26 protein-coding genes are annotated in these 23,593 nt (G+C 73.4%); 11 read left to right on the forward strand and 15 right to left on the reverse strand.

Features of this window, described 5'->3' with window-relative positions:
• Positions 1-142: 142 nt before the first annotated feature.
• From MNZ39_RS08615 to MNZ39_RS08635, 5 genes are all read right to left on the reverse strand, one after another.
• Positions 143-688, reverse strand: coding sequence for a hypothetical protein (locus MNZ39_RS08615; RefSeq protein WP_242337397.1), 546 nt, complete (start codon positions 686-688; stop codon positions 143-145).
• Entirely contained in the window at positions 685-1,797 is a 1,113-nt protein-coding gene (locus MNZ39_RS08620; RefSeq protein WP_242337399.1) for a CarD family transcriptional regulator, read from the reverse strand. The genes MNZ39_RS08615 and MNZ39_RS08620 overlap by 4 nt, the downstream gene beginning before the upstream one ends.
• Before the next feature lie 181 nt (positions 1,798-1,978).
• A complete protein-coding gene (locus MNZ39_RS08625) occupies positions 1,979-2,821 on the reverse strand; it encodes a CDP-alcohol phosphatidyltransferase family protein (RefSeq protein WP_242337401.1) in 843 nt (280 codons plus the stop codon).
• 63 nt (positions 2,822-2,884) lie between these two features.
• Positions 2,885-3,733: a site-specific DNA-methyltransferase gene (locus tag MNZ39_RS08630; RefSeq protein ID WP_242337403.1), complete on the reverse strand. Its 849-nt coding sequence runs from the start codon at positions 3,731-3,733 to the stop codon at positions 2,885-2,887.
• A 73-nt stretch (positions 3,734-3,806) separates the two neighbouring features.
• Entirely contained in the window at positions 3,807-5,564 is a 1,758-nt protein-coding gene (locus MNZ39_RS08635) for a PQQ-dependent sugar dehydrogenase (protein ID WP_242337405.1), read from the reverse strand.
• 127 nt (positions 5,565-5,691) lie between these two features.
• Between MNZ39_RS08635 and queG the strand changes: the two genes are divergently transcribed.
• From queG to MNZ39_RS08650, 3 genes are all read left to right on the forward strand, one after another.
• Positions 5,692-6,714, forward strand: a complete 1,023-nt coding sequence (gene queG, locus MNZ39_RS08640; RefSeq protein WP_242337407.1) for a tRNA epoxyqueuosine(34) reductase QueG — start codon at positions 5,692-5,694, stop codon at positions 6,712-6,714.
• Positions 6,715-6,881: 167 nt separating this feature from the next.
• Positions 6,882-7,298: an energy transducer TonB gene (locus MNZ39_RS08645; RefSeq protein WP_242337409.1), complete on the forward strand. Its 417-nt coding sequence runs from the start codon at positions 6,882-6,884 to the stop codon at positions 7,296-7,298.
• Between the two features lie 116 nt (positions 7,299-7,414).
• Complete coding sequence (locus MNZ39_RS08650; protein WP_242337411.1) at positions 7,415-8,329, forward strand: folate-binding protein YgfZ; 915 nt, start codon at positions 7,415-7,417, stop codon at positions 8,327-8,329.
• A gap of 48 nt (positions 8,330-8,377) precedes the next feature.
• Here MNZ39_RS08650 and MNZ39_RS08655 read toward each other — a convergent pair whose 3' ends face one another.
• The gene (locus tag MNZ39_RS08655; RefSeq protein WP_242337413.1) at positions 8,378-8,596 is read right to left on the reverse strand and encodes a hypothetical protein; all 219 of its coding nucleotides are present in this window, start codon (positions 8,594-8,596) and stop codon (positions 8,378-8,380) included.
• Entirely contained in the window at positions 8,596-9,087 is a 492-nt protein-coding gene (locus MNZ39_RS08660) for a peroxiredoxin (protein ID WP_242337415.1), read from the reverse strand. Before MNZ39_RS08660 ends, MNZ39_RS08655 begins: the two co-directional genes overlap by 1 nt.
• Positions 9,088-9,212: 125 nt before the next feature.
• On the opposite strand from MNZ39_RS08660, the gene msrB reads away from it, so the two are divergent.
• On the forward strand, positions 9,213-9,635 hold the full coding sequence (msrB, locus tag MNZ39_RS08665) for a peptide-methionine (R)-S-oxide reductase MsrB (protein ID WP_242337417.1): 423 nt from the start codon (positions 9,213-9,215) through the stop codon (positions 9,633-9,635).
• A 55-nt stretch (positions 9,636-9,690) separates the two neighbouring features.
• On the opposite strand, the gene MNZ39_RS08670 is transcribed toward msrB, so the two are convergent.
• Together MNZ39_RS08670 and MNZ39_RS08675 are read right to left on the reverse strand one after the other, a co-directional pair.
• Positions 9,691-9,867 carry an FmdB family zinc ribbon protein gene (locus tag MNZ39_RS08670; protein ID WP_242337419.1) on the reverse strand — a complete coding sequence of 59 codons (177 nt, stop codon included), beginning with the start codon at positions 9,865-9,867 and terminating at the stop codon, positions 9,691-9,693.
• 103 nt (positions 9,868-9,970) lie between these two features.
• A complete protein-coding gene (locus MNZ39_RS08675; protein WP_242337420.1) occupies positions 9,971-10,384 on the reverse strand; it encodes a hypothetical protein in 414 nt (137 codons plus the stop codon).
• A gap of 120 nt (positions 10,385-10,504) precedes the next feature.
• Between MNZ39_RS08675 and MNZ39_RS08680 the strand changes: the two genes are divergently transcribed.
• The 3 genes from MNZ39_RS08680 to MNZ39_RS08690 are packed head-to-tail and all read left to right on the forward strand — an operon-like array spanning position 10,505 to position 12,448.
• On the forward strand, positions 10,505-10,945 hold the full coding sequence (locus MNZ39_RS08680) for a hypothetical protein (protein ID WP_242337422.1): 441 nt from the start codon (positions 10,505-10,507) through the stop codon (positions 10,943-10,945).
• A 19-nt stretch (positions 10,946-10,964) separates the two neighbouring features.
• Positions 10,965-11,993: a zinc-binding dehydrogenase gene (locus MNZ39_RS08685; RefSeq protein WP_242337424.1), complete on the forward strand. Its 1,029-nt coding sequence runs from the start codon at positions 10,965-10,967 to the stop codon at positions 11,991-11,993.
• Positions 11,994-12,019: 26 nt separating this feature from the next.
• Positions 12,020-12,448 carry a hypothetical protein gene (locus MNZ39_RS08690; RefSeq protein WP_242337426.1) on the forward strand — a complete coding sequence of 143 codons (429 nt, stop codon included), beginning with the start codon at positions 12,020-12,022 and terminating at the stop codon, positions 12,446-12,448.
• 21 nt (positions 12,449-12,469) lie between these two features.
• Here the strand turns inward: MNZ39_RS08690 and MNZ39_RS08695 are convergent, their stop codons facing one another.
• Positions 12,470-13,402: a zinc metalloprotease HtpX gene (locus tag MNZ39_RS08695; protein WP_242337428.1), complete on the reverse strand. Its 933-nt coding sequence runs from the start codon at positions 13,400-13,402 to the stop codon at positions 12,470-12,472.
• A 138-nt stretch (positions 13,403-13,540) separates the two neighbouring features.
• On the opposite strand from MNZ39_RS08695, the gene MNZ39_RS08700 reads away from it, so the two are divergent.
• The 3 genes from MNZ39_RS08700 (at position 13,541) to MNZ39_RS24355 (ending at position 17,009) form a co-directional block, all read left to right on the forward strand.
• Positions 13,541-15,670, forward strand: a complete 2,130-nt coding sequence (locus MNZ39_RS08700) for a DNA topoisomerase VI subunit B (protein WP_242337430.1) — start codon at positions 13,541-13,543, stop codon at positions 15,668-15,670.
• Positions 15,671-15,679: 9 nt separating this feature from the next.
• Complete coding sequence (locus MNZ39_RS08705; protein ID WP_242337432.1) at positions 15,680-16,783, forward strand: DNA topoisomerase IV subunit A; 1,104 nt, start codon at positions 15,680-15,682, stop codon at positions 16,781-16,783.
• A 94-nt stretch (positions 16,784-16,877) separates the two neighbouring features.
• On the forward strand, positions 16,878-17,009 hold the full coding sequence (locus tag MNZ39_RS24355; RefSeq protein WP_255821210.1) for a hypothetical protein: 132 nt from the start codon (positions 16,878-16,880) through the stop codon (positions 17,007-17,009).
• 94 nt (positions 17,010-17,103) lie between these two features.
• On the opposite strand, the gene MNZ39_RS08710 is transcribed toward MNZ39_RS24355, so the two are convergent.
• Both MNZ39_RS08710 and MNZ39_RS08715 read right to left on the reverse strand, forming a co-directional pair.
• Complete coding sequence (locus MNZ39_RS08710; protein ID WP_242337434.1) at positions 17,104-17,946, reverse strand: 3'-5' exonuclease; 843 nt, start codon at positions 17,944-17,946, stop codon at positions 17,104-17,106.
• A gap of 56 nt (positions 17,947-18,002) precedes the next feature.
• A complete protein-coding gene (locus MNZ39_RS08715; RefSeq protein ID WP_242337436.1) occupies positions 18,003-19,103 on the reverse strand; it encodes a cytochrome-c peroxidase in 1,101 nt (366 codons plus the stop codon).
• 136 nt (positions 19,104-19,239) lie between these two features.
• Here MNZ39_RS08715 and MNZ39_RS08720 point away from each other — a divergent pair, with 136 nt between their 5' ends.
• Positions 19,240-19,491: a DUF6132 family protein gene (locus MNZ39_RS08720; protein WP_242337438.1), complete on the forward strand. Its 252-nt coding sequence runs from the start codon at positions 19,240-19,242 to the stop codon at positions 19,489-19,491.
• Between the two features lie 21 nt (positions 19,492-19,512).
• On the opposite strand, the gene MNZ39_RS08725 is transcribed toward MNZ39_RS08720, so the two are convergent.
• The 3 genes from MNZ39_RS08725 to MNZ39_RS08735 all read right to left on the reverse strand — a co-directional run bounded on the left by MNZ39_RS08725 (position 19,513) and on the right by MNZ39_RS08735 (position 23,574).
• Positions 19,513-20,691, reverse strand: coding sequence for an acyltransferase (locus MNZ39_RS08725; protein WP_242337483.1), 1,179 nt, complete (start codon positions 20,689-20,691; stop codon positions 19,513-19,515).
• A 270-nt stretch (positions 20,692-20,961) separates the two neighbouring features.
• Positions 20,962-21,990: a CxxxxCH/CxxCH domain-containing protein gene (locus tag MNZ39_RS08730; protein ID WP_242337440.1), complete on the reverse strand. Its 1,029-nt coding sequence runs from the start codon at positions 21,988-21,990 to the stop codon at positions 20,962-20,964.
• A 210-nt stretch (positions 21,991-22,200) separates the two neighbouring features.
• On the reverse strand, positions 22,201-23,574 hold the full coding sequence (locus tag MNZ39_RS08735) for a CxxxxCH/CxxCH domain-containing protein (RefSeq protein ID WP_242337442.1): 1,374 nt from the start codon (positions 23,572-23,574) through the stop codon (positions 22,201-22,203).
• Between the last annotated feature and the right edge of the window lie 19 nt (positions 23,575-23,593).

A 23,593-nucleotide genomic window follows, 5' to 3' on the forward strand; every position in this document is an offset into this window, starting at 1 on the left:
GGGCGCCGAAGGCGCGGAGCCGAGCGGAGAGCGCGGCGAGGCTCCGCGCGGCGCTCTGCACGCCGGCGCGCGCGAGGCGGCGCGCGAGGCCGGCGCCGCCGCTGCCCGGCGTGTTCGGGTCCGGGGTCACGCTGGCGCTGGGCTACGTCTTCGCGAGGCGGATGCGGCGCTCGCTCTTCTCGCGGCAGAACGTGTCGAGATCCATCTCGGGGTTCGCCGGCAGCGCGGGCGACCACGACGGGTGCATCGCGCACTTCGCGTCGTAGCAGTGGTGCAGGTCCCAGAGGTGCCCGATGGCGTGGATGGCCTCGCGGGCGAGCCGACGGCGCCACGTCTCGATGGACGCCTCGGTGACGCCGCGCTCGGGCAGCTTGGAGGTGGTGATCACCGCGCGCTCACCGCCGTACTGGGAGAACCCCCAGCACGGGGGCTCGCCGAGCGGGCCGGGCGGGAGCGCGAGCGGGGCGCTGGTGATGTACAGCACCTTGTCGTCGGCGAAGGTCCTGACCGGCGCCACGTCCTGCAGGAACCTCACGGCGTCGAGCCGGCCGTCGTCCATCTCGGCGTCGCGCGGCACGGGGCGATCCCCGGCGTGCTCGGTGCCGAGGCCGAAGGCCCGGTAGAGCGTGGCCGTGAGAAACGCCATGTCGGCGGGGTCGATCTTCTCGAGCGTGACGACGCGGATCACTTCTTCTTCCCTCCGCGCTTCGCCGCGGGCTTCGGGGCCGTCTTCTTCGCCGCCGGCTTCTCCGCCTTCTTCGCCGGCGCGGCGGCCTTCCGGGCGGCGGGCTTCTTCGAGGGCTTCTCGACCTTGGCCGGCTTCTCCGCCTTCCGGCGCGGCTCCTTCGCGGCGGCGTGCTTCGCCTCGCGCTTCTCGGCCTTCGGCGCGGGCACCTTGGGCGCCGCCGCCTTGCGCGCCTTCCTCGGCGCGGGCTCCTCCTCGGTCTCCTCGGCCTCCGGCGTTGCCTCGGCCCCTTCAGCGGCGCTCTCCGCGGGCGCCTCGCCTTCGGCTTCGCCCTCCGCGCCCTCGGCACCCTCGGCGCCTTCGCCCTCGGCGGCCTCGCCCTCCGGGACGGCGGCGAGCGCCTCGCCGAGGTCGAGGTCCCCGAGCCCGAGATCGCCGAGCCCGAGATCCTCGATGCCTTCCTCCTCGGTCGTCGCAGGGCGGCGGCGCTTCGGGCGCGACGGCAGCAGGACCGGCGTGGGCGGCGGCTTCAGGTCGAACTTCACCCCCGCCGGCGGCATGAGGGCGTAGTCGATGTAGTCCTCCGCGAGCGCGGGCGGGACGCCGAGCGAGACGGCGACCTCGTGCACGAGCAGGTGGCGCGCGTTGTCGTACTGCTCGCGCTCCTTGGCGGGCAGGGGGCGGATGCGCGAGAGCGAGTGGAGCCCCTTCACCACCTCGGCCACGCCGAGCACGCCGCCGGCGATGAGCCGGTCCGCGTTGTCCCGATGGCGGACCTTCCAGTCGAGCTCGGGGTCCTCGAACTGCGCGGCCAGGAAGTGAAAGACGCCCTCGATCTGCTCGCCCGTGGCGACGCGGCGAAGCCCGATGGACGGGACCTTGTTCTTCGGGACGAGGACCGCGGCGCCGTCCTCCTCGCGCCGCATCCGCACGAGCTGCAGCTTCTGCCCGGCGATGTCCTTCTCCTCGACCCCCACGACCTCGCAGACCCCCTGGTTCGGGTAGACCACGCGGTTGCCGGGCTGGAGCTCGGCGGCGTCGGCGATCACGCCCTCCACGGCGGGGAGCTGCTCGCGCTGCTCGTCGGGGTGGCGGGGGGGCGGGCCTCTCACGGCTTCCCCTCCTACCATGCGACCCGGGGAGCGGCAATCGCCGCGCAGCGGGCATCCAAGGGTGTGAAATCGGAGGTCGGGCGCATCGAACGTGCGAGCGGCGCGCCTGCGGGCGGCGCCGACTCGTGCAGTCCGATCTTAACGACGCCGCGCGGCGACGGCCGTCAGCGAGGCGGGGGGGCTACCGCGCAGCCTTCTTGCGGCGAGCGCTCTCGAGGCCGAACACGTCGGCCAGCCGGAAGGGCGGCTTCGCGGGGGTGGGGTCCTGCACGCGCAGCGCGTGGTAGATGGACCACGTCCGGCGGATGGCGGTGAGCGTGGTGAGCACCGCGAGCACCGCGAGGGCCAGCGAGACGACCGTCCGGCCGGCGCCGGCGCCGAAGGAGAGGTCGAAGATCGGCGTGAGCGCGCACGGAATGCCGGTGAGCACGATCCGCTCCGGCCGCTGCATCCCGCCCACCTTGACCATGTCGCCGGCGTTCACCGCCTCGCCGCGCGCCCGCGCGTACGAGACGACGGTCGAGGCGCCCGCGGCGAGCAGCGCGGCGAAGAGCACCCAGGAGTCCCGGTAGGCGACCGCGAGGCCCCCGAAGAAGAACAGCTCTCCGACCCGATCGAGCGTGGAGTCGAGGAACGCGCCGGCCCGGCTCACCCGGCCGGTCGCCCGCGCGACGCGCCCGTCGATGAAGTCGAAGCTCGAGCCGAAGAGGAAGACCCAGCCGCCCAGGGAGAAGTGGCCGAACGCGATGAGCACCGCGGAGACGGCCACGACGACCGTGGCCGCGGTGGTGATCGCGTCGGGGGAGATCCGCAGCCGCAGGCAGAACCGCTCGATCGGCGTCCAGAGCCAGATCCACCACTCCTGGAAGAGCTTCGCGAGGATCGTTCGCTCGCGGTTCTCGATGTAGGCCTCGCGCTTGCGCCCGAAGATCGCCGCCTTGATCGAGTAGTAGACGAGCGTGGAGAACAGGAACGCGACGAGCCCCAGGAGCGGAGCGAGGGCCTCTACCGCGGAAGGCGTCACGGGCGACAATTTATCCACTGGAAGGAAACCTGCGTCGAGACCGCGAGGGGCGCGCAGTCTACCTCATTCCGGGTCGAGCTGGGCAGCGCGCATTCGCCGGGCCGCCAGGTCGATGTAGGTCGGGTCGCGCTCCAGGCCGAGAAAGCGGCAACCCGCCTGGACCGCGGCGACGCCCGTGGTGCCCGAGCCCGAGAACGGATCGAGGACCAGATCGCCGGGCGCGGCGCTCGAGGCGAGCACGCGCTCGAGGAGCGTGAGCGGCTTCTGCGTCGGGTGGCGGCCGTGCACCTTCTCGCGCGGGCCCGGCGTGGGGACGCTCCAGACGACCTGCTCGCCCTCGGGCTGCGGCATCTGCCAGAGGTCCCGCATCTGCTTGCCGCCGTTCTCCGCCTTCATGGCCTTGTAGTTGAAGCGGTGGCCGAGCGGGCGCGTCTTCATCGGGCTCGCCCAGAGGAGGATCTCGGTGGAGTGGGTGAAGAAGCGGCAGGCGAGGTTCGGCGAGGCGTTCGGCTTGTACCAGGTGATGGTGTTGAGCAGGTGGTAGCCGATCTCCTGCATCGCGAAGCCGATCGAGAAGATCACGTGCTGCGTGCCCGAGACCCACAGCGTGCCGCTGGGCTTGAGGACGCGGCGCACGGCGGTGAGCCAGCGCGTCTGGAAGGCGTGATCCTCGACGACTCCGCGCGAGGCGTCCCAGCCCCCCTTGTTCACGCTCGTCCGGCGCCCGCTCTGGCAGGTCGTCCCGCCGTTCGAGAGCATGTAGGGCGGATCGGCGAACACGACGTCCACCGAGTGCGGCGGCAGCGCCTCGAGCGCCTCGATGCAGTCCCCCTGCACGAGCGCCCACCCCTTCCCCTGCTCTGCCGTGTTCGGCAGACCGTCCCACGCATGAAGCGCCAGCCGTCGAGCCATATCCACGAATCGTAGGGCCGCCGATCGATATCGCCAGTTTTCGGCCACACCCAGGGTTGATCGGCGCGCGCCCTCACCGCGCCCCGACGTGGACGATCCGCCAGATGGTCCCGTTCCCGTCCTCGCTGACGAGGAGCGCGCCGTCCCGCGCGACCGCCACGCCGACGGGCCTGCCCCACACGCGCGCGTCGTCCACGACGAAGCCGGTGAGGAAGTCCTCGTACTCGCCGGCCGGCACGCCGTCCCGGATCGGCATTCGCACGACCTTGTAGCCGGTGCGCTCGCGGCGGTTCCACGAACCGTGGAGCGCGACGAAGGCGTCTCCCGTCCACGCGTCCGGGAAGCGCGCCGCCGCGCCCTGCGGCGCCTCGTAGAACGCGAGCCCGAGCGCCGCGGAGTGCGCCTGGAGCAGGACGTCGGGCACCGTCGCCTTGCTCGCCAGGTCGGGGCGCGCGCCGCGGTGGCGCGGGTCCTCGTTCTGGCCGAGGTACAGCCAGGGCCAGCCGTAGAAGGCGCCCTCGCGGACGCGCGTCACGTAGTCGGGCACGAGGTCGTCGCCGAGGCCGTCCCGCTCGTTCACCGTGCACCAGAGATCCCCGGTGCGCGGGTGGACGGCGAGGCCGACGCAGTTGCGCAGCCCGGTCGCGAAAGGCCGCCGGTTCCGGCCTTCCGCGTCGAAGGCGAGCACGTCGGCGCGCCACGTCTCCTCTCCCCACGCGGCGCCGAGCCCGTGCTCCGCCTCCCACGCGCGGAGCGCCTCCGGCGTCTTTCTCGGGAGGTCCTCCGCGACGTTCGACGCCGACCCCACGGACACGAACATGCGCCGCCCGTCCGGCGAGAACGCGACGTCGCGCGTCGTGTGCCCGCCGTCCGTGTCCGCGAGGCGCGGCACGATGGTCTCCGGCCGGCCGCGCGCCGTGAGGTCGCCGCTCCGGTACGGGAACCGCACGACCGCGTTCTCGGTCGCGACGTACACCCAGCGCGGCTCCGCGCCGGGAGGGTGGAAGGCGATCCCGAAGGGACCGTCGAGATCCGACGCGAACACCTCGACGCGCTCCGGCCGCGCCGCGCCCTGCGCCGCGCGTATGACCCGCACGCGGCCCGCGGCGGTCTCCGCCACGAACAGGTCGCCGTTCGGCGCGACGCGCAGGAGGCGCGGGCCCTCGAGCCCCTCCGCGAACCGCTCCACGGCGAAGCCGGACGGTGCCCGCAGGCGCGCGTCCCGGGGCGGATCGACGACGCGGGGCGGCCGGCGCGCCGACGGGGTCGCGTTCGGGCGCGGCAGGCGGTCGGCCGTGAGGCGATGGCGGACGCCGGGCGCGTCGCCGCGCCAGTCGCCGCTCGGCGCCGCCTGCGGCGTCCGACCGGCGCCCGCGTCCGGAGGCGCTGGCGCGGGCGCGCCCGAGGCGGACTCCGCGGAGGGCGCGGCCCGTTCGCGGCGAGCCGAGAGGGTCGCGAGGTACGCCACGAGGTCGCGCCGGTCGCGCGCGCCCGGCGTCGCGAGCGACATGGTCGTCCCGCCGACGAGCTTTCCCGGCGCGGCGAGGTACCGGTCCAGGGTGCGCGCGCTCCAGGTGAGCCCGCGCGCGCCTGCGTCTCGCAGCCCGTGCGAGAACCCGAACCCGGGCGCGGAGCCCGCGCGGCGCCCGACGACGCCTTCGAGGTCGGGTCCCCGCCCGCCGCCCTCGCCGTGGCAGAGCGCGCAGCGCTCCCGGAAGAGCGTCGCCCCGCGCGCAGCATCCCCGGGCGGGCGCGCGCCGCGCGCCGCGAGCGGCACGGCGAGGAGGACGGCGAGGAGCGGGAGGGCGTGGCCCGGGCGCACGGAGCTCATGCCGAGCGTACTAACGGGAGGAGCAGGGGCGGCCAGGTTCGGGCGGGCCGCGCCGTCGAGGTGCCGATCGCGGAGGCGGCCGCGCGGCTGTCGAATCCGCGCCGTGAACGGGCTAAGAAGGACCCGCGTGAGCGCTCCCCTCGATGCAGCCGCGGTGAAGGAGGCCGCCCGCCGCTGCGGCTTCGCCGCCTGCGGGATCGCGCGCGCGGAGCGGCTCGATCCGGGGCCGCTCGACCGGCTGCTCGCCATGGGGGGCGAGGCCGACATGGCGTGGCTCGGGACGCAGCGGGAGGAGCGGCTCGACCCGTCGCGCCTGCTGCCCGGCGCACGGAGCGTCGTCGCGCTCGCGCTCGGCTACGACGGCGCAGGCGCCGAGCCGCCGCCGGGGGCGGGGGAGGTGGCACGCTACGCGCGCGGCCGCGACTACCACGCCGTCATGAAGAAGAAGCTCAAGCACCTCGTCGCGGAGCTGCGCGCGGCCGATCCCGACGTGCGCGCGTTCGCCGCGAGTGACGTCGCGCCCGTGATGGAGAAGGCCTGGGCGGAGCGGGCCGGGATCGGCTGGGTCGGCAAGAACGGCTGCCTCATCACCGAGCGGCACGGGAGCTGGGTGCTGCTCGCCACGGTGATCCTCGATCGTGAGCTCGCGCCCGACCCGCCGCACCCGGAGCGCTGCGGCACCTGCGAGGCGTGCCTCCCGGCCTGTCCCACGGAGGCGATCCCGCAGCCCGGGCTCGTGGACGCGCGCCGCTGCATCTCGTTCTGGACCATCGAGCGCCGCGGCGCGATCCCCGACGCGCTGGCCGGGCAGTTCGGGCGCTGGGTGTTCGGCTGCGACGCGTGCCAGACGGTGTGCCCGTGGAACCGCCACGCGCAGCCGGCGGTGGACCCGGACCTCGCGCCGCGGCCGGAGCAGGCCGCGCTCGCGATCGACGACCTCCTCGCGCTCACCGAGGAGGAGTACCGTCGCCGCTTCTACGGCACCTCCCTCGCGCGCGCCCGCCACGACGGCCTCGTGCGGAACGCGCTCCTCGCCGCCGGGCGTGAGGGCGACCCGCGCCGCCTCGGGGCCGTCCGGGCGTGGCTCTCGAGCCCGCACGAGGGCGTCCGCGCGGCGGCGCGCTGGGCGCTCGAGGCGCTCGGCGGGTGAGCGGCGTGCGGCCCGCGGCGGCCGGATGGTCGAGCCTCCGATGTGCTCGCGGGCGTCCTCCTGACCGTGCGCGGGCGAGCCGCCGCGCGACACCGCCCCGAGGGAACCCGAGTCGCCGTGTCACATGGCCCGCGGCAGAGCGTCGGGTACTGCAGGAGGGAAGGAACATGACGCTCTCACCGAAGCTCGCGCTCGCGGCGTTGCTGTACTCGGGAGTGGCCGCCGCGGCGCCGCAGATCTCGCTGTCTCGCCCCGTGGAGCAGCGCCCGGGCTGTCTCGCCGACGAGGTGCGCATCCCGAGGGGGCTCGTGGCCTTCCTGCCGGACCAGACCACGCTCGACTTCACCGTGACGCACGACGGGAAGATCGAGGGCGTCACGTCGGACGCGCGCGCCGGGCGCGAGGCGCTCGACACGCAGTTCCGCGGCGCGCTCTCGCGCTGCACCTGGACCCCCGCGACGGACCTCGCCGGCGTCCCGGTCACGCGCCGCGTGAGCGTGCCGATCCGCTTCGAGAGCCCGCAGGGCGGACCGCTCGTCGCGAGCGTCGGCGCCTTCACGCCGGTGGCCCTCGCCTCGCGCTGAGCGCCGCGTCCGCCCGCCCGGGGAGGGTTGCGAGGCCCGGCTTCGCGAAGGCCGCTCCGCGGGCGCGACGGGACTCGGCCTTGAGCGCCGCCCCCCGGGACGCTATTCGTTCGGGCGTGACGACGCTCTCAGAGAAGCTCCGGGCGGCCCGCGAGACGTGGGCGGTCGGGCCGGTCGAGGCGCGCGCGCTCGTGCGCGCGACCGGCAAGGACGCGAAGGACTACCTGCACCGGATGTCCACGCAGGACCTGAACCGGCTACGGCCGGGCGAGTCCGCGTACTCCACGTTCCTCAACGCGAAGGGCCACCTCCTCGCGGAGGGGCACGTGCTCGCGCAGGAGGAGGGGCTCCTCCTCGACCTCGCCCCGCAGGCGCTCCCCGACGCGCTCGCCCACCTCGAGCGGCTCGTCATCATGGACGAGGTCGTGTTCGAGGACCTCTCGTCGGCGCTGCGCGTCGTGCCGGTGCTCGGGCCGGAGGCGGCGCGCCGGGTCGAGGGGCGCGCGCCGGGAGCGCAGCGGCTCGCGCACGATCGGCGCGGCACGCCCGGCGTCGACGTGATCCTCCCGCCGCAGGAGGCCGAGGCGCTGCGCGCGGAGCTCGTCGCGGAGGGCGCGGTGGCGCTCGAGGACTCCGACCTCGAGGCGCTCCGCATCCTGGGCGGCGTCCCCCGGTTCGGCGCCGACGTGGACTCGACGCGCCTGCCGATGGAGGCCGGGCTCACGCGCGCGGCGATCTCGTTCACGAAGGGCTGCTACATCGGCCAGGAGGTCGTGCTCCGCGCGACCGCCCGCGGCCACCTCCAGCGCGGCCTCGTGCAGCTCGCCTTGCCGGCGGGCGCCGGCCCCGGCACGAGGCTCACCGCCGCGGGCCAGGAGGTCGGCGTCGTGACGAGCGCCGCGGACACGCCCGAGGGGCGCATCGGCCTCGGCTACCTGCGCCGCGCGCACTGGACGTGCGGTGCGGCCGTGGACGCCGGCGGCGAGCCGGCGACGGTGCGGCGGGTCCTCGTCGAGGAGCCGGAGCTGTAGTCCACGGGCCCCGTGCAGCTCGCGACGGTGCTGCGCGAACGGCGCTCGTCACGCCTCGGCGACGGGGATCTCGGGTCCGGCCGGGCGGTCCTGGCGCGAAGGCAGCGAGTCGATGTCCTTGCGGACGGCCTCGATCTCCTGCTTCAGCTCCGCGCGTACGGAGCGGATCTCCGAGCGCACGTCCTCGAAGGTGTAGCGGATCTCCTCGGGCGAGATGCCGAGGAGGCGGCGGCGGAGGTCGCGGACCAGCACGTCGAGGAGCTTCATCACGTCCCCTTCCTGAGCGGACAGGCCGCGATGGCGGCGGTCGGGTCGACGGCGTCGCCGCCCTCCACGATCTCCTTCACGGTGCCGTCCTGCCCGATGACGAAGTTGGCGCGGTTCGCGACGCCGATGACCGCCATGGTCCCGGCATACTGCTTCGCCACCTTGCCGCCCGCGTCCGAGAGGAGCGGGTAGGGCAGCTTCATCTCCGCCTTGAACCTGCGCTGCGTCTCGACGTCGTCGGTCGAGATGCCGACGACCTGGGCGCCCTTCGCGGAGACGTCCCCGTAGCGATCGCGGAAGTTCGCGTTCTGCTTCGTGCAGCCGGGCGTGAAGGCCTTCGGGTAGAAGGCCAGGATCACCGGTCCCTTCTCGAGCAGCTTCGACAGGCTGACCGGTAGGCCCTCGGTGTCGGGCAGGGTGAAGTCGGGGGCCTTGTCGCCGACCTTCAGGGCGGCGGAGCCGAGCAGCATCGCGAGGAGGGGGATCTTCATTCGGGGGTTCTCCGACGGCTTTCCTAGCGGTCCCCGGGCGGGCGGGCAATGCGCGCGCGGGGGCAGGCGCGCGGGCGCGCCGTTATGACCGCCGGGCGCGGAAGCGCCCCTGGAGGTCCGACCGCATGCCCGGCAAGCTTCTCCTGAGCGACGAGGAGTGGAAGAGGCGGCTCTCGCCCGAGGAGTACCAGGTGCTCCGGCACCACGGCACGGAGCGGCCGTTCACGGGCTGCTTCCTGGGCACGAAGGACCCCGGCACGTACGTGTGCGCCGCCTGCGGGAATCCGCTCTTCCGCTCGGGCGAGAAGTTCGAGTCCGGGACGGGCTGGCCGTCGTTCACGCGGCCGGTGGCCGACGACGCGCTCACCGAGGTCGAGGACCGCTCTTACGGCATGGTGCGCACCGAGGTCCGCTGCGCGCGCTGCGAGGGGCACCTCGGCCACGTCTTCCCCGATGGCCCTCCGCCGACGGGGCTCCGCTACTGCATGAACTCCGCCGCGATGAGGCACGTGCCGGAGGGTGAGCCGCTCCGGCTGGTCGAGCGCTGAAGCGAGGACGATTCGCGGAGCTTCACGCTTGGTCACCGCGACGTCACGGCGCCCCTCACAGCCCGGCGGACTTCCGGCTCGTCACCGCGGTGAACGTGGAGAGCCGCTTCTCGACGTCGGCCTTGCTGTGGCACTCCGGGCACTCGGCGACGCCGGCCTCGTGCTCCGACACGTGCATCACCTCGGTGAACGGCTTCTGGCACTTGCGGCAGAAGAACTCGTAGACGGGCATCGCGACCTCCTGGGCGGATGATCCGCTCCCGGTCCGAGGGCGCCATGCCCTTCGCAGGGCGACGCGCGGGCGAGCCGGCGCGCGGTCTGCTACCGCCCGGCGTTCAGGCGCGCAGCTTCTCGTAGCGCGCCACGAGCACGGCGACGTCGTCCCGATGCCAGAAGCCCACCTGGTCGGGCAGCTCGGGCAGCGTCCGCGCGGCGAACCCGGAGACGGTCGGGCCGAGCGCGGGCTCGCCGCCCGTCACGGCGCCCGCCACGGCGAGCGCGAGGTGGCGCGCGTCGCCCACCGGCGCGGATCGCGTGCCCACCACGACGGCGCCCTCGAGCTCGAGGCCCAGGTGCGCCTTGACGATGCGGCGGGCGGCGTCGCCGGGCTGCTCGTCCTCGCCGAGCAGGCCGGACGGGAGCCACCACCGGCCGAGCTGGGCCTGGCCGTGGTAGCCGCCGACGATCTCGGCGACGATCACGCGGCGCATCTCGAGGACGATCGGGACGACGTCGATGCGGACGATCACGCGGCGAATGTAGCGCGCGGGGGGAGCACGAGGGGGCGGGATCCCCACCCGGACCCACCGCCGCTCGCCTGCCCCCACGGGCGCGTGGCACCCGTGCGTGAGCCGTGTAATCGTGTGGAGATGCTTCCGCGCCGGCCCCTCGCCCTCGTGCTCGTCCTCGTCGCCGCGGCGTGCGGCTCGGGCCGCGAGGAGCGCGCGTTCGATCGCATCGCGGCGGACTGCAGGGGACTCGTCGGGGCCGGGGCGACCCTCCGCGACTCGAACCAGGCCTTCGACGTACGGAGCGGCAGCTACCCCGTCGTCGTCGGCCCGCTCTGCAACGCGGCGCTCGCGCCGATGGGCGGCAACGACACCTGCGCCGCCTCGAGCGCCGCAGACCCGCAGTGTCAGGTGCTCTACTACTGGTATCCCAACGACCCGGGCCTCTGCGGGCCGCTCGGGTGCTGGCTCGTGTGCGAGGCGCGGGTGATGCGGCAGGATCCGGCATGGACGTCGAGCGGCAGCGCGATCGACGCCAAGATCTGCGCGAGCCGCTTCCTGCGCGGGCAGCCCCCACCCTGACACCCCCGAGGACGACGACATGAAGGCGATCGCGATCCGCGAGCACGGCGGCCCGGAGGTGGTGAAGCTCGTCGAGCTGCCGGACCCGACCCCGGGGCCGGGGCAGGTGGTGCTGGCGGTGAAGGCGGCGGCGCTCAACCACCTCGACATCTGGGTGCGCAAGGGCTGGCAGGGCCTGAAGCTCGCGTTCCCGCACGTGCTCGGGTCCGACGTGGCGGGCGTCGTGGAGGCGGTCGGCCCCGGCGTCGAGGGCGTGAAGGCAGGCGACGCGGTGGTCGTGAACCCGAGCCTGGGCTGCGGGCACTGCGAACGCTGCCTCGCCGGCCACGAGAACCTCTGCCGCCGCTTCGCGATCCTGGGCGAGCACGTGTCGGGCGGGATGGCCGAGAAGTTCCTCCTGCCCGCGCGGAACGTCCTCCCGAAGCCCGAGAACCTCTCGTTCGTGGAGGCCGCCGCGGTCCCGCTCACCTTCATGACCGCCTGGCACGCGCTCGTCGCGCGGGCGCAGGTGAGGCTCGGGGAGACCGTGCTCGTGCACGCCGCAGGCTCGGGCGTGGGCGTCGCGGCGGTGCAGATCGCGAAGCTCCACGGGGCGCGCGTCATCGCGACGGCGGGCTCGGACGAGAAGCTGCGGCGCGCGAAGGAGCTCGGCGCGGACGAGGTGGTGAATTACGAGACCCAGGACTTCGTCCAGGAGGTGAGGCGGCTCACCGACAGGCGGGGCGTGGAGGTCGTGTTCGAGCACGTGGGCAAGAAGACGTGGGAAAAGTCGATCCTCTCCGCCGGGATCGGGGGCAGGATCGTGACCGTGGGGGCGACGACCGGGTACGACCCGCTCACCGACCTCCGCCACGTGTTCTTCCGGCAGCTCTCCATCCTGGGCTCCACGATGGGGACCGCGGCCGAGCTCGTGCAGGTGCTTCGCTTCGTGGGCGAGGGGAAGCTCCGGCCCGTGGTGGACCGGACCCTCGCGCTCGCGGACGCCGTGAAGGGACACGCGCTCCTCTCCGAGCGGGCGCAGTTCGGGAAGATCGTGCTCGAGCCGTGACGGCCGAGCCCAGGGAGGAACGGGACATGACGCTTCGACGCATCATCGCCATCGGCGCCTGCGCCGCCGCCGTCGGGCTCTCCGCCTGCGGCGAGAAGTGCCCCACCGAGACGCCGCGGGTGGACGCGGTCGCGGGCTGCACCGCCACGCCCGGCTCGACGGTGTCGGTGCCGCTCCGGCTCTGCCCGACGTGCAATCAGAGCGCCGCGAGCTGTGACGTGGACCTGTCGCAGGCGACCTCGAGCGGGACCATCCAGCTCGACCCGGTGGTGGAGGCCTGCGAGAACGCGAACTCGTGCCCGCCCGGCTGTGACCTCAACGCGATCAACTGCACCTTCGCCGCGCCCTCGCAGGTCGGGACCTACGAGATCCTCGTCTACAACCCGGCGACGAACACCACCATCTCGAGGAGGCTCGACGTCGTCGCGAGCGGGTCGACGAGCTGTGCCTTCTAGCGGGGGGCTGCCGGCCGGCGGCTAGGCATAACGGACGCCGCGCCGCATCTGGCGCAGCCTCTCCACGCGCGCCTCGATGGGCGGGTGCGTGGAGAAGAGCTGGAGCATCTTGCCGCCCGCGCCGCGGAACGGGTTCACGATGAACAGGTGCGCGGTGGCGGGGCCGCCGTAGGCGTAGGGCCGCACCTCGTTGCCGCGCTCCAGGGAGAGGAGGGCGTCGGCGAGCGCGTCGGGGTCGCCGGTGAGCTCCGCTCCGGAGGCGTCCGCGCCGAACTCCCGCGAGCGCGACACCGCGAGCTGCACGATCATCGCGATGATCGGCGCGAGCAGCGCCCAGGCGAGCGCGGCGAAGACGTTGCCGCCGCGGTCGTCGTCGGAGCGGCCGCCGAAGCCGCCCAGGATCGCGCCCCACTGGATCATGTGGCCGAGGGAGGCGATGAGGCCCGCCACCGCCGCGGCGATGGTGGCGATGAGCACGTCCCGGTTGCGCACGTGCGACAGCTCGTGCGCGAGCACGCCCTCGAGCTGGCGGCGGTCGAGGATGCTCAGGATGCCCTCGGTCACGGCGACCGCAGAGTGGCTCGGGTTCCTCCCGGTCGCGAACGCGTTCGGGGTAGGCGACGGGATCACGTAGACGGCCGGCATCGGGATGCCCGCCTTGCGCGTGAGCCGCTCCACGATCTCGTAGACGTCCGGGAGCTGCTCTCGCGTGACCGGCCGGGCGCGGTGCGCCATGAGCGCGATCCGGTCGGAGAACCAGTAGGAGAGGAAGTTGAACACCAGGCCGATCGCCCCGAAGAGGAGCATCCCGCCCGTGCCGCCCACCATCTGGCCGCCGATCGCGAGGATCGCGATGAGGAAGGCCATCAGCATGGCGGTCTTCAGGTAGTTGCGGCCGAATCCGCCCGTCGGTCGGTTCATTCCGCGCGGCGTCGTCGCTTCGTTCCAGGCCATATGGAGAGTAGGTAACCACCCGGGCGGCCGCGTCAAACGCGGCGGGCGGGCGGAGGCCCGCCGCGTCGATGCTTTCTCGCGCCCGTGGGGCTCCCGTGCTAAAGCCGGCCCAGGCGATATCGCGAGGTTAGCCCGGTCATGGCATCTCGGAAGGCGACAGCGGCGAAGGGGAAGGGGCGGCCCGCGGCGAGGGTCGAGAAGGCGCAGCTCGAGCTCGTCCAGGTCGAGCCGGCGCCCGCCCGGCGTGGGGGCGCGAGGACGACGAAGGCCGCGCCCGCGGCCGCTCCGCGCAGGGCGCGAGCCCGGCCGGAGCCCGAGCCGGAGCTCCTGCCGGCGATCGAGCCTGCGGCCGAGGCGGAGGAGGCGCCCGAGGCGCCCAAGGCGCCTCGCCGGCGGGCCACCGCCGAGCAGATGGCGTCGAAGCAGCGCGAGATCTCGATCTCCGAGTTCTTCACGAAGAACCGCCACCTCCTCGGCTTCGACAACCCCTCGAAGGCGCTCCTCACGACGATCAAGGAGGCGGTCGACAACTCCCTCGACGCCTGCGAGGAGGCCGGGATCCTCCCCGAGATCACGATCGAGGTCCGCGACCTCGGGCTCGAGAGCACCGAAGCGGAGGAGCCCGCCCCGAAGCGCGCGGGGGGTGCCGTTCCCCCCGCACCGAAGGCCGAGCTCACGAAGGGCGAGGGCCGCTTCGTGGTCGTCATCGAGGACAACGGCCCCGGCATCGTGAAGGCGCAGGCGCCGAAGATCTTCGGCAAGCTCCTCTACGGCTCGAAGTTCCACCGGCTGAAGCAGTCTCGCGGCCAGCAGGGCATCGGCATCAGCGCCGCGGCGATGTACGGCCAGCTCACCACCGGCCGACCGATCCGCGTCACGTCGCGCACCGGCAAGGGGAAGCCGGCGCACTTCTTCGAGATCCAGATCGACACGCGGAAGAACAACCCGGTCGTCACCGAGGACCGCCAGCTCGACGAGTGGCACCAGGAGCACGGCACCCGCGTCGAGCTCGAGATCGTCGCGAACTGGCAGGCCGGCCAGCGGTTCGTGAACCGCTACGTCGAGCACACCGCGCTCTCGAACCCGCACGCGACCGTGCACTACCTGCGCCCGCGCCAGCAGCTCCTCACGTTCCCGCGCGCGACCGAGGAGCTCCCCAAGGAGGCGGTGGAGATCAAGCCGCACCCGCACGGCGTCGAGCTGGGGGCGCTCATGCTGATGGCGGCCGAGTCGAAGGCGCGCGACGTGCGCGGGTTCCTGCAGAGCGGCTTCTCGCGCGTCTCGGGTCAGGTCGCGGACGAGATCGTGAAGCGCGCGGCGTTCAAGGGGCGCGTGCGCCCGCGCGACCTCGGCGAGGACCGAACGCTCGCGGAGAAGCTCCACCGGGCCATCGGCGCGACCAAGATCATGAATCCGCCGACGAACTGCCTGTCGCCCATCGGCGACGAGCTCATGAAGCGCGGGCTCATCTCGTTCCTGAACGTGGTCGAGACGGAGGGGCCCGAGGCGGACGAGCAGCTCGACCTCGACCAGGCCACGAAGAAGAAGGCCTCCCGGAAGGAGAAGGCGGCGAAGGCCGCCGCGCCGGAGGTGCCCGACGCGCCGCCCGAGGAGGGCGTCGAGAAGATCAAGGGGCACAACTACTTCATCGCGACGGTGACGCGGCCGCCCAAGGTCTACCGCGGCAACCCGTTCCAGGTGGAGGTCGGGCTCGCCTACGGCGGCTCCTGGCCGGCGGACAAGCCCATCGAGCTCTTCCGGTTCGCGAACCGCGTGCCGCTGCTCTTCCAGCGCGGCGCGTGCGGCACGACCGAGGCCATCGTCAAGACCGACTGGCGGAACTACCTGCTCTCGCAGCCGAAGGGCTCGCTCCCGGTCGGCCCCATGGCGCTCCTCGTCCACATCGCGTCGGTGTGGGTGCCGTTCACGAGCGAGGCGAAGGAGGCCGTCGCGCACTACCCGGAGATCATGCGGGAGATCCAGCTCGCGGCGCAGGAGTGCGGCCGCAAGCTCGCCGCGCACATCCGCAAGAAGCAGCACGCGGACTACCAGGCGCAGCGCCGCGGCATCTTCGAGCTCTACATCCAGGAGGTCGCGCAGGCGATCGGCAAGATCACCGGCAAGAGCCCGGAGCCCATCAAGCGCGAGTTCCTGCGGCTCGCCGACCGGGTCACGGAGGCGGAGCTCGCGGAGGTGGACGCGGCGCTCGAGGAGCAGTCGAAGAAGCTCACGAAGCGCCCGCGCCGGGCCGAGAACGAGGACGAGTAAGGAACGACCATGGCCAGGCTCGACGCCGTCTCCAAGCAGACCGCCCAGAAGATCGAGAAGCTCGCCGAGACGGTCGTCCGCTCGGTCAAGGGCGGCAAGAACCCCTTCGTCGAGATCCCCATCCGCTCGCTCGCGAACGTGAAGTTCAACGAGAAGCGGCGGCTCATCGAGCTCGGGTCGCAGCGCCAGAAGCGCTACTTCTTCAACGTCGCGATGGCGAAGAAGTTCATGCAGACGTTCCTCGTGTCGGACGCCTGCAAGGAGCTCATCGAGGGCGGCAAGACGACGAGCATCCGCGACCTCTACTACATCACCAAGCACACCATCGGCGACACGAAGCAGAACACCTTCGAGGAGCAGGACGAGTCCGACCCGATCATCGAGGACCTCGAGGTCGCGCTCGACGCGCTCCGCGAGGAGCTGCACCTGTTCGCCTCGCGGAAGGGCTCGATGGTCGGCCCCATCACCATCCGCGACACCGGGGACACCATCGATCTCCGCCGGATGGGCTCCGGCGGGTGGGCGGTCCCCTCGATCGTGGAGGAGAACGTCATCGAGTTCGTCCGCCACGAGGCGAAGTACATCCTCCTCATCGAGAAGGACGCCGTCTGGACGCGCTTCAACGAGGACAAGTTCTGGAAGCGGGAGAAGTGCATCATCCTGCAGGGCGGAGGCCAGCCGCCGCGCGGCGTCCGCCGCCTCGTGCAGCGCCTCCACTCCGAGCTGAAGCTCCCCGTCTACGTGCTCGTCGACAACGATCCGTGGGGCTTCTACATCTACTCGGTCATGAAGCAGGGCTCGATCAACCTCGCCTACGAGTCGATGCGCATGGCGGTGCCGGACGCCCGCTTCGTCGGGCTGTCGTCGTTCGACAAGGACAAGTACAAGCTGCCCGTGAACGTCGCGATCAGGATGGACGACGGCGACAACAACCGCGCGAAGCAGATGCTCGCCTACCCGTGGTTCCAGGCGAAGCAGTGGCAGCGGGAGATCCAGGAGATGGTGCGCTCCGGCCTCAAGTTCGAGCTCGAGGCGCTCTCCCGCCGCGGCATCAGCTTCATCACCGAGGAGTACCTGCCGCGGAAGCTGCGCGACCGCGACTGGCTCGAGTAGCCGCCGCCCGCTCCCCCGCGCCGCCGCGCGGAGTTGACGGCGCGCACGCTCGCGGCGACACTCCCGCGCTCACACGCCTCAAAAGGAGGGACGCATGCCCGCACAGAAGGGGAACCGCTCGAAGCGCAAGGTCGCGAACCGCTCGAAGACGAAGCGCGCCACCGCCACCCGCAAGCGCGCGCTGTCGGTGAAGCGCAAGCGCAAGGCGAAGCGCTCGCCCAAGTAGCGCCGAGCCGCGGAGACGACGGCGGGCAGGGCCTGGCGCACGACGCGATCGCGCTCTGGCCCGCTCGCTCCCGGCCGTCGAGTGGAGCGGGAGCTCAGCCCGCTCGCGCCGTGCTCGCCGGGATCCGGGGGCGAGCGTCATCGGGCCCCTCGCCGAAGTACCCCGCGCAGCGATCCAGGAAACCGTCGAGCGCCGACTGCTCCCCGAGCGGCAGCCGCCGCAGGAACAGCGGCGGGAGCGCGGTGCGCGCGAGCGCGGCGCTCTCGGCGTAGCCGTCGGGCGTGAGCGACCCCTCGACGAGCCGGTACCGCAGGAACAAGAGGAACGTCTGCACGACGTCGGTCATGCAGTACGCCGCGATGCGATCGAGCGCGCCCGCCGCATAGAGCGCCTGCACGTCCGCGCCGGCCACGTCCTCCTTGCCCGGCAGGCCGACGAGCTTCGCGTACAGGTCGAGCGGCGCCGCGCCGCCCGAGCCCTGCGCCGCGAGCAGCTCCTTCAGGTCGAAGTGATCGGCCGCGCCGAAGCGTCTCCCGCCGGTGAACCACGCCGGCGTCGGCACGGAGTGCTTGAGCGAGCGGAGCTCGAGCACGGGGAGATCGAACCCCTTGCCGTGGAACGTGACGAGCGCGGCGCCCTCGAGCCGCTCCCAGGTGCGCGCGAGGAAGGCCGCCTCGTCGCCGCGGCGATCCGTCCACGCGGAGACGTCCACGACCCGCACGATCCCGCCGTCCTCCACCGCCTCGAGCAGGCAGCCCGCCACGGGCCGGTGGTAGGGCAGGGGGAGGAAGTCGCTCCTGCCGCCGGTGCGGGCGCGGCGATCGGCGACCACGCGGCGGAGCTGCTCGGAGTACGGACGAGAAGGCTCGCCGTCCACCGCGCCGACGAGGGCTTCGTCGGGGACAGTCTCGAGATCCAGCGTCACGAAGCGCCGCACGCATCGAAGTGTGGCAAGCCGGTCTGACACCGCCTCGCCGGACTGCCGCGGCGCCGCTACTGCGGGAAGACCCCCGGCGCGACGTCGGCGTAGCCCTCGCCGTCGAGCGCCCGCAGGAACGCGACGAGCGCGGAGAGCTCGGCCCGCGTCATCGGCACCGGCACGATGCGCTCCGAGAGCCACGGGTTCGCGAACCCGCCGCGCCAGTAGTGCAGCACGGCCTCCTCCAGCGTCGCCATCGACCCGTCGTGCATGTAGGGCGCGTGCCTCGAGCAGTCGCGCAGGGTGGGTGTCTTGAACGCACCCACGTCCTTCACGTCGCGGGTGACCTCGTAGCGGCCCTTGTCCGCGAAGCCCTCGAGGAGCGGCTGGACCGCGTCCGCGGGCGGGCGCCAGCCGACGCCGAGGTTGTGGAACTGCGAGTCGGAGAGGTTCGGGCCGAGGTGGCACTGCGCGCACTGCGCGCGGCCGAAGAAGAGCTCCATCCCGCGCCGCGCCTCCGGCGAGAGCGCCGCCTCGTCCCCGGCGGCGAAGCGGTCGTAGGCGGAGTTCCCCGAGAGCCGCGTGGCCTCGTAGGCGGCGATCGCCTCGCTCACGCGCGCGACGTCGATGCGCGGATCGCCGAACGCCTCGCGGAAGTACGGCGCGTAGCCGGGGACGCGCGAGACGGTGAGCACCACGTGGTCGAGCGTGTTGCCCATCTCGACCGGGTTCGCGAGCGGCCCCTGCGCCTGCTCCGCCAGGGTCGCGGCCCGCCCGTCCCAGAAGTAGCGCGGGTACACGGGCCACGCGGCGTTCAGGATCGGCGGCGACTTGCGGCGGCCCTGCTGGCCGCGGATGCCGGTCGAGACCGCGGTGGGCTCCGAGAACGCGTGCTCCGGCCGGTGGCAGGTGGCGCAGGAGATCGTGCCGTCCGCGCTGAGGCGCCGGTCGTAGAAGAGCCAGCGCCCGAGCCGGACCTTCTGCGGGGTGACCCACGGCACCGTCGAGAAGTCCGCCGGGCTCCCGAGCGGAGGCGCCGGCAGCGGCCGGACCGGGTTGTCGGCCTCCCACGCGGGCGGCGATCCCGGCGCGGCGGCGGGCCGGACGTCGGCGGAGCGGCACGCGGAGAGCGCCAGGGCGAGGAGCGTGAGCGAGGCGAGGAGGGCGCGGTTCATCGGAGCCCCTACGAAAAGGCCCGCCCGCCCCGCGGTCAAGCAGAACGCCGTCGCATCCCCGTGCAGAGCCGCCCGCCGTGCACCCGCCCGCCCGCTCGCGGCGAACCGCTCCTCGACTCCGGGGCTCTCACGAGCGATGAACGCCCGAGCCATCGCGCGCGCCCACTGGCGGACCGCCGGTGGCGCGGCCGTGGGCGCCGCGGCAGGCGCCGCGTACGCCTACTTCATCGGCTGCAACACCGGGACGTGCCCGCTCACCTCGAGCGTCTGGACGGCCGCGCTCTTCTTCGGCTTCGCGGGCGGCGTGGTCGGGCTCCCCGGCCGGCGCGCAGGCAGCGACCGGGCCGACGCGTCCGCGCGCGAGCAGGGCCCCGGTGGCCCCGCCTAGGTGCGCGGCACCCCGGGGACTCTAGCGCCGTTCAGCCGGCGCGAGCCCCGACACCTCGGCGGGCGGAGCCCGCGTCCCGGCGCGCTCGCCACCGAGCAGCGCTCGCAGCGCGTGCCGCGCCGGGCGCTCGAGCGAGCGCGACACGATGATCGACACGGCGATCGCGAACCCCGCGAACCCGAGCACGAACGCGGCGCTCGGTGCCGCGCCCGGATCCTCCGGTACGAGCCGGCGCGCCCACCGCCAGAGCGGCTCCTGCAGCGCGTACAGCGCGAAGCTCGCGTCGCCGAGGGAGCGTGCCGCGGGCGACGCGAGGACGCGCGCCGGGCCGCTCCCGCCGGCCGCGAGCCCCAGCAGCGCGATCGCGAAGAGCGGCACCGCCAGCCCGTTGTGCACGAGCACGTAGGGCGCGCCGCCCCACGCGAGGAGGACGATCACGGCGCCGAGCGCAGCGGCGGCCGCCGCGCCCCCGAGCCGCCCGAGGCCCACCCCGCGGTGGTGGAGCAGGCCGAGCGCGACGCCGACGCCGAACTCGCCGGCGCGAGCGACGGGGTGGAACTTCAGCGCCTCCAGCCAGAGCGGCTCCTCCCAGGTGAGCGTGGCCGGCTCGACCTGACCGTCGGGCCGCAGCGCGAGGTAGAGGAGCGGGAAGGCGAGGCTCGCCGTCCAGGCGCCGAGCGCCGCGAGCGCGAGGCCGCGGCGCGACAGGCGCGAGAGCCGCGCCGCCACGAACGGGAACGCCGCGTAGAACGCCGCCACGACCGAGGTGGACCAGCCCGGCGGGTTCCAGAGCCGGGCGATGGGGGTCGCCCAGGCCTGCGCGAGCAGGAGGCACGCCGTCGCGACCGTCGCCGCCTTGGCGAGCGCCACGGGGCCGCCCCCCTGCCAGCGCTCGAGCGCGAACGGCGCGATGAGCAGGAACGCGAGCAGGTAGGCGGGGTAGAGCCGGGCGAAGCGCGCCACGTAGAACGTCCGCCGCTCGGCGGGCGCCATCGGCAGCGGATGGGCCCAGGCGAGCACGAATCCCGAGAGCACGTAGAAGAGCCCGACCCAGACGTGTCCGCCGACCCGGACGCGCTCCACCCACGCCGGGAGCCCCGCCACGAGCGGGGCGCCATAGTGGTAGAGGAGGATGCCGAGAGCCGCGGCGAAGCGGAGCCCGGTCAGGGGAGCGAGCCGGTCGCGCCGCGAGGCCTGCACGACCCGCAAGATGGGACCGTTCAGCCGGGGGCGGCAGCGCCGCGCGCGGGGGGTCCCGAGGGGAGCGCCGCGCCGGGGGGCTGATCTCGTCTCGGCTGGGGCTGGGCGAGCCATCCCAGACGCCGATGCCATCGCACGTCCGTGCGCGACCCGGCCGACGCGGGACGGCGTACGGCGGCGCGGCCCGTCGCGAGGGTGCGTACCGGCTTGGGGAAAAGGAGAGGGCCGGGGTCTCCCCCGGCCCTCGTCAGGCGCGCGCGAGGACGCGCGTCAAGGATGGCAGGCGGCGCAGTTCCAGCCCTGCACGCGAGCGTCGGCCACGACCGTGTGCGACAGGTCGGCGCCGATGATGACCTCGTTCACGTCGCGCACCCCGTTCACGTGCGTGTCCTTGTCCACGGAGGTGTTGGTGTAGCCGACGTGACACTCCGCGCAGGTCACCTTCGCGGCGTGGGTCGCGTGGTAGCCCGACGCCGGCGGGATGCCGTGGCAGGAGTCGCAGGAGGTGAGCGCCTGCGTCCAGCGAGGCGACGTCGCGGTGCCGCCCGCGAGCGTCGCGCCGTGGCAGTAGACGCTGCAGGTCTGCGTCCCCTTCGTGAACGCGGGCGTGGCGCCGCCGGCAGAGGCGAGCGGGAGGAACTCGAACGTCACCTCCGCCTTGCCCGTCAGGTGGTCGAGGCTGCCTCCCACCGGATGGCAGGTCTGGCACTGGAAGCCGTTCGAGAGGACGCTGCCGTTCCCGAGGTGCTTCTGGTGCGCGCCGACGCCGGGGTCGGTGGTGGCGGTGGCGCCGGCGACGCTTCCGGGCGGCGCGGCCTCGGCGAGGCGGTCGAGCGTGAAGGCCGTGTCACGCGTGCCGTGACAGAACGTGCAGTTCGACTGCCACCTCGCGAAGCCGATCACGCCGTGGCACCCGTTGCAGGACACCTGCGCGAAGCCGCCGTCGTAGCTCGCGCCGTGGCACTCGGCGCAGCGGCGGATGTCGCGGATCGCGTCGCTGCTGTGCTCCGCGAGGTAGTTCGCGGGGTGCCCGAAGCTCACGTCGGCCGGGTCGACCCGCCCGTTCTGGTGCGCGCCGCCGGGGATGATGTCGCTGTTCGCGTCGACCGTCTGCGGGTGGCAGACGAAGCAGCTCTGGGACTGGGGGTGCGGCGCGGGCGGCGGGAAGCCGTGGCACGCGGCACACGTCCCGGCGGTCGCGCCCTCCTCGCGGGCCTCGAGCGTCCGGGCGTCGTCGCAAGCGGCGAGCATGATGCCGCTCGCGGTGAGGGCGAGCAGGGCGAAGCGCGGGTTGACCATGTGTGTCGAACCTCGGGAGAGCGAGTCGCGGGCGCGATTGGCCCGGCGGATTGCCGGAGGATGCCGCGGGCGCGGACGAACCTCGTTGACCGCGCGCAAGAGTATACGCCGATGTACCCAGACGGCGTCGCTCTTCCGTGTCGCGTGCTCACGGGACCGCCGCGCCCTGGATTCACCCCGGGGCGCGGCGGTCCGTTCACCTGCCGAGGACTACCAGCTCTTCTGACCGTGACATCCCGTGGCGAGGCTCGAGCAGGAGCGCGAGGCGGAGGACCAGGTTCCCTTGACCGAGACCGTGCCCCAGGTTCCCCCGAACTGGACCTCCTTCGTGCCGTTCACGTGGAGCGCCGGGGCCGTGATCGCCCTCGCCGCGTCCACCACGCTCGCGTGGCAGTTGGCGCACTGGAGTCCCAAGCCGCCGACGTGGAACGTGTGCTTTCCGGTATCGGGCGGGCTGCCGTGACAGGAGGTGCAGGTCATCGGCGTCGTGCTCGTCCAGCTCGTCGTGGCGACCGTGCCGCCGCTGAAGTTGCCGTGGCAGTACGTGGACGCGCAGCTCGCGCTCGTCGCGCTCGCCCGCGAGTACACGGGCGTCTTGCCGCCCGTCTTCGCGAGCGCGCCGAACTGAACCTCGGCGACGCCGTCACCGTCCACGTGCGCCGCGTCGGTCCGGACGTCGCTCCCCACCCGCGAGGGGTGGCACGCCTCGCAGGCCACCGGGCTCGAGAGCGTCGCCCCCACGTGCGCGTCGTGGGCGCCGACCGAGACGTTCGTGACGAGGGAGAGCCCGTGGGTGTCCACGGGGGGCGACGCGCGTCCGCTCGCGCGGTCGCCGTGACAGAAGGTGCACTCCGTCGCCCAGCCCGCGTGGCCGGCGGCGGCGTGGCACGCGGTGCAGGAGATGCCGCTCGTCCCGCCCGCGTAGTCCGCGCCGTGGCAGGCGGCGCAGCCGGCGAGCCCCGTCATCGCGGCCTGCCCGTGCCGGGCCGGATCGCTCCAGCCGGTCGGATGCATCCCGCCCGCCTCGATCTCGCCGTCGAGGTGGAGCTTCGCCTCGCGGTTGAGCTCGCCCGTCGCGAGGACGGTGCCCGGATGGCAGGCGGAGCAGTCCTGCTTCGAGGGATCGTGCGGCGCGGAGGCCGGCGGGTGACCGTGGCAGCTCGTGCAGTCGAGCGTCACGTCCGCCGTCCAGGCCGGCGAGGGCGCCGCCCCGTGGCACGCGTTGGTGCAGGTGCCGCTCGCCGGGTCGTACGACGGCGTCGCGCCCCGCGCGCTGGCGAGCGGTCCCCAGGCGAAGTCCACGGTCTGGTTCGAGTGCGCGGCGCTGGTCGTCACCGGGTGGCACTCGGCGCAGGCGATGGGATCACGGAACGTGGAGCCCTGCAGGTGGGCGAGGTGGGCGCCGGTCGCCGGCGCGGCCTTCACGAGCGGTGAGTCCGTCACGCGCGTCGCGTCGCCGTGGCAGGTCGTGCAGCCCTCGCCCGAGCCGGGCTGGCCGTCGACGGGGCGGGCCGCGCCGTCGCAGCCGGTGGCGGCGAGAACGGCGAGGGCGACGCAGAGGATCAGGCGCTTCGGGTGGGCCATCGACTCTCCGGGCGGCGAG

This window comes from Anaeromyxobacter sp. SG66, from assembly GCF_022690805.1.
GTDB lineage: Bacteria > Myxococcota > Myxococcia > Myxococcales > Anaeromyxobacteraceae > Anaeromyxobacter > Anaeromyxobacter soli.

Excerpts from the sequence above, each read along its gene's own strand:
- MNZ39_RS08630 (WP_242337403.1), bottom strand. The coding sequence starts at position 3,733 with ATGGCTCGACGGCTGGCGCTTCATGCGTGGGACGGTCTGCCGAACACG.
- MNZ39_RS08635 (WP_242337405.1), bottom strand. The coding sequence starts at position 5,564 with ATGAGCTCCGTGCGCCCGGGCCACGCCCTCCCGCTCCTCGCCGTCCTC.
- MNZ39_RS08645 (WP_242337409.1), top strand. The coding sequence starts at position 6,882 with ATGACGCTCTCACCGAAGCTCGCGCTCGCGGCGTTGCTGTACTCGGGA.
- MNZ39_RS08655 (WP_242337413.1), bottom strand. The coding sequence starts at position 8,596 with ATGAAGCTCCTCGACGTGCTGGTCCGCGACCTCCGCCGCCGCCTCCTC.
- MNZ39_RS08660 (WP_242337415.1), bottom strand. The coding sequence starts at position 9,087 with ATGAAGATCCCCCTCCTCGCGATGCTGCTCGGCTCCGCCGCCCTGAAG.
- msrB (WP_242337417.1), top strand. The coding sequence starts at position 9,213 with ATGCCCGGCAAGCTTCTCCTGAGCGACGAGGAGTGGAAGAGGCGGCTC.
- MNZ39_RS08670 (WP_242337419.1), bottom strand. The coding sequence starts at position 9,867 with ATGCCCGTCTACGAGTTCTTCTGCCGCAAGTGCCAGAAGCCGTTCACC.
- MNZ39_RS08680 (WP_242337422.1), top strand. The coding sequence starts at position 10,505 with ATGCTTCCGCGCCGGCCCCTCGCCCTCGTGCTCGTCCTCGTCGCCGCG.
- MNZ39_RS08685 (WP_242337424.1), top strand. The coding sequence starts at position 10,965 with ATGAAGGCGATCGCGATCCGCGAGCACGGCGGCCCGGAGGTGGTGAAG.
- MNZ39_RS08690 (WP_242337426.1), top strand. The coding sequence starts at position 12,020 with ATGACGCTTCGACGCATCATCGCCATCGGCGCCTGCGCCGCCGCCGTC.
- MNZ39_RS08695 (WP_242337428.1), bottom strand. The coding sequence starts at position 13,402 with ATGGCCTGGAACGAAGCGACGACGCCGCGCGGAATGAACCGACCGACG.
- MNZ39_RS08700 (WP_242337430.1), top strand. The coding sequence starts at position 13,541 with ATGGCATCTCGGAAGGCGACAGCGGCGAAGGGGAAGGGGCGGCCCGCG.
- MNZ39_RS08705 (WP_242337432.1), top strand. The coding sequence starts at position 15,680 with ATGGCCAGGCTCGACGCCGTCTCCAAGCAGACCGCCCAGAAGATCGAG.
- MNZ39_RS24355 (WP_255821210.1), top strand. The coding sequence starts at position 16,878 with ATGCCCGCACAGAAGGGGAACCGCTCGAAGCGCAAGGTCGCGAACCGC.
- MNZ39_RS08715 (WP_242337436.1), bottom strand. The coding sequence starts at position 19,103 with ATGAACCGCGCCCTCCTCGCCTCGCTCACGCTCCTCGCCCTGGCGCTC.
- MNZ39_RS08720 (WP_242337438.1), top strand. The coding sequence starts at position 19,240 with ATGAACGCCCGAGCCATCGCGCGCGCCCACTGGCGGACCGCCGGTGGC.
- MNZ39_RS08730 (WP_242337440.1), bottom strand. The coding sequence starts at position 21,990 with ATGGTCAACCCGCGCTTCGCCCTGCTCGCCCTCACCGCGAGCGGCATC.
- MNZ39_RS08735 (WP_242337442.1), bottom strand. The coding sequence starts at position 23,574 with ATGGCCCACCCGAAGCGCCTGATCCTCTGCGTCGCCCTCGCCGTTCTC.